Here is a 3,369-nt window from a genome sequence, read left to right as displayed (position 1 = left end):
CAGCGCGTCATGCGGGTGTGGATGGTGGAGCGAGCCGACACCGTGGTGGGGGCCTACTGGCCGATCAAGGGCGAGTTCGACCCGCTGCCCGCGCTGCACCGCTGGCAGGAAGCCGCCAACGTCGAAGACGCGCGCGCCGCGCGCCAGCAGCGGCGCATCGCGCTGCCGGTGATCGACAAGGTGGCGGCCACGCTGCGCTTTCACGTCTGGTACCCCGGCTGCCCGATGGAGAAGGACGCCTACGGCATCCCCAAGCCGAAGGATACCGAGGTGGTACAGCCTACGCTGCTGTTCGTGCCGTGCGTCGGCTACGGACCCGCAGGCGTGCGGCTGGGCTACGGCGGCGGTTTTTACGACCGCACGCTGGCGCAGCTGCAGCCCCGGCCAACGACCGTTGGCCTGGCCTACGCCAGCGCCTTTGTGCCGTGGCTGCAGCCCGAGCCGCACGATGTGCCGCTCGACGCCATCCTGACCGACCAGGGGGTGGCCTGGCCGGTGGAGTGAGGCTTACATATTGCGCCGGTACTGGCCGCCCACCTCGAACAGCGTCTGCGTGATTTGCCCCAGCGAGCAGCAGCGCACCGCATCCATCAGCACCTCGAAGACATTGCGGTTGTCGATCACGGCATCCTTGAGGCGCTGCAGCATCGCCGGCGCCTCGTGCGCATGGCGGGCGTGGAAGTCGCGCAGGCGCTGCAGTTGCGACTGCTTTTCGGCCTCGGTGGAGCGGGCCAACTCCAGCGACTCGGGGATCGGGTCGCCGTGCGGATTGCGAAAGGTATTGACGCCGATGATGGGCAGCTCGCCGGTGTGCTTGAGCATCTCGTAGTGCATGCTCTCGTCTTGGATGCGGCCGCGCTGGTAGCCGGTTTCCATCGCGCCGAGGACCCCGCCGCGCTCGGCGATGCGCTCGAACTCTTGGAGAACCGCCTCCTCGACCAGCTCGGTCAGCTCCTCGATGATGAAGGCGCCTTGGTTGGGGTTTTCATTCTTGGCCAGACCCCACTCGCGGTTGATGATGAGCTGGATGGCCATGGCCCGGCGCACGCTCTCCTCGGTCGGCGTGGTGATGGCCTCGTCATAGGCGTTGGTGTGCAGGCTGTTGCAGTTGTCGTAAATGGCAATGAGCGCCTGCAGTGTGGTGCGGATGTCGTTGAAGGCGATCTCCTGCGCATGCAGGCTGCGGCCGCTGGTCTGGATGTGATATTTGAGTTTTTGGCTGCGCTCATTGGCGCCGTATTTGTCGCGCATCGCCACCGCCCAAATGCGCCGCGCCACGCGGCCCAGCACCGTGTATTCGGGGTCCATGCCGTTGCTGAAGAAAAAGCTCAGATTGGGCGCGAAGTCGTCGATGTGCATGCCGCGTGCGAGATATGCCTCGACGAAGGTAAAGCCGTTGGCCAGCGTGAAGGCGAGCTGGCTGATCGGGTTGGCGCCGGCCTCGGCGATGTGGTAGCCGCTGATGCTGACGGAGTAGAAGTTGCGCACATTGTGGTGGACGAAATACTCTTGGATGTCGCCCATCACTTTGAGGCTGAACTCGGTGGAGAAGATGCAGGTGTTTTGACCCTGGTCCTCTTTCAGGATGTCGGCCTGCACCGTGCCGCGCACATTGGCCAGCACCCACGCCTTGATCTCGGCCGCTTCGGCGTCGGTCGGTTCGCGCCCATTGTCGGCGCGGAACTTGTCCATCTGCTGGTCGATGGCGGTGTTGAAGAACATGGCCAGGATGGTGGGCGCCGGGCCATTGATGGTCATGGACACGCTGGTGCTTGGGCTGCACAGGTCGAAGCCGCTGTAGAGCACCTTCATGTCGTCCAGCGTGGCGATGGACACGCCCGAGTTGCCCACCTTGCCATAGATGTCCGGGCGCGGGTCGGGGTCGGCGCCGTAGAGCGTGACCGAGTCGAACGCCGTGGATAGGCGCTTGGCCGGCATGCCCTCGGACAGCAGCTTGAAGCGCCGGTTGGTGCGGAACGGGTCGCCTTCGCCGGCGAACATGCGCGTCGGGTCCTCGCCCTCGCGCTTGAAGGCGAAGACCCCGGCGGTGTACGGGAAGCTGCCGGGGACGTTCTCCAGCATCAGCCACTTGAGCAGCTCGCCGTGGTCCTCGTATTTGGGCAGCGCCACCTTGCGGATCTTGGTGCCCGACAGCGTCGTATGGGTGAGCCGGGTGCGGATTTCCTTGTCGCGGATCTTGACGACATACTCGTCGCCCGCGTAAGCCTGCTGCATGGCGGGCCACTGCGCCAGCAGCTTGCGGGCGGCGGGTTCTTGCTGCTCTTGTTTTTGCTGGGCCAGTTCGTCGACGGCCTCGGCCGCCTTGGCGCGGCCGACTTTGCCGATGCGCAGCATGGCGGCCGTGGCCTGCAGTTGCTGGATTTCGCGCGCCAGCCGGGCTTGCTCATGCACCCGCCGCTTGTAGTCGCGCACGGTCTCGGCGATTTCGGCCAGGTAGCGGGTGCGCCCCGGTGGCACGATCGGGGTCTGGTTGCTGCTGTGGCGCACCTCCACCCGCGGCAGCCGGCCGCCTTCCACACCCAGCGGCAGGTTCAGCCCCAGCTCGGCCAGCCGAACCTTGAGCGCCTGATACAGCGCCGTCACACCGTCGTCGTTGAAGCGCGCGGCCATCGTGCCAAACACCGGCATCTCCTCTGGCCGCTGGCCCCAGGCCTCGCGGTTGCGCTGCACCTGCTTGGCCACGTCGCGCAGGGCGTCCAGCGCGCCCTTGCGGTCGAACTTGTTGATCGCCACGAACTCGGCAAAGTCCAGCATGTCGATTTTTTCCAGCTGGCTGGCCGCGCCAAACTCTGGCGTCATCACATACAGCGGCACATCCACATGCGGCACGATGGCCGCGTCGCCCTGGCCGATGCCGGAGGTCTCCACGATCACCAGGTCGAAGCCCGCCACCTTGCAGGCGGCGACCACATCCGGCAGCGCGGCCGAGATTTCGCTGCCGAATTCGCGCGTGGCCAGGCTGCGCATGTACACCCGCGGGCCCTGCTGCCACGGGCCGATGGCGTTCATGCGGATGCGGTCGCCCAGCAGTGCCCCACCGCTTTTGCGCCGGCTCGGGTCGATGCTGATGACGGCCACCCGCAGGCGGTCTTCCTGGTCCAGCCGCAGGCGGCGGATGAGTTCGTCGGTCAGGCTGCTCTTGCCCGCGCCGCCCGTGCCGGTGATGCCCAGCACCGGCACCCGTGTGTCCACCGCGGCTGCGCGCAGGCGCGCCAACAAGGCCGGGTCGGCCTGCCCATTTTCGAGCACGGTGATCAGTTGCGCCAGCGCCCGCCAGGCGGCGTCGCTGTGGCCCTGGATGGCCGCGATGTCGCGCGGCGCATAGGGCGAGAGGTCGCGGTCGCAGCG

Annotated in this window: 2 protein-coding genes; one reads left to right on the top strand and one right to left on the bottom strand. The window is 66.7% G+C overall.

Going from position 1 to position 3,369, the window contains the following annotated elements; all coding sequences use genetic code 11:
- Positions 1–504, top strand: a 504-nt coding sequence (locus P3W97_RS05290) for a 5-formyltetrahydrofolate cyclo-ligase (protein WP_300844479.1), incomplete at its 5' end; no start/stop codon positions are given.
- A 3-nt stretch (positions 505–507) separates the two neighbouring features.
- Here the strand turns inward: P3W97_RS05290 and icmF are convergent.
- A partial coding sequence (gene icmF / locus P3W97_RS05285) for a fused isobutyryl-CoA mutase/GTPase IcmF (RefSeq protein ID WP_300844477.1) occupies positions 508–3,369 on the bottom strand: 2,862 nt, incomplete at its 5' end.

Source organism: Tepidimonas sp. (assembly GCF_029335975.1).
In the GTDB taxonomy this organism is placed as follows: Bacteria; Pseudomonadota; Gammaproteobacteria; order Burkholderiales; family Burkholderiaceae_C; genus Tepidimonas.
Note: the sequence above shows the minus strand (reverse complement) of the source record. Positions and strands in the feature narration are given on the sequence as shown.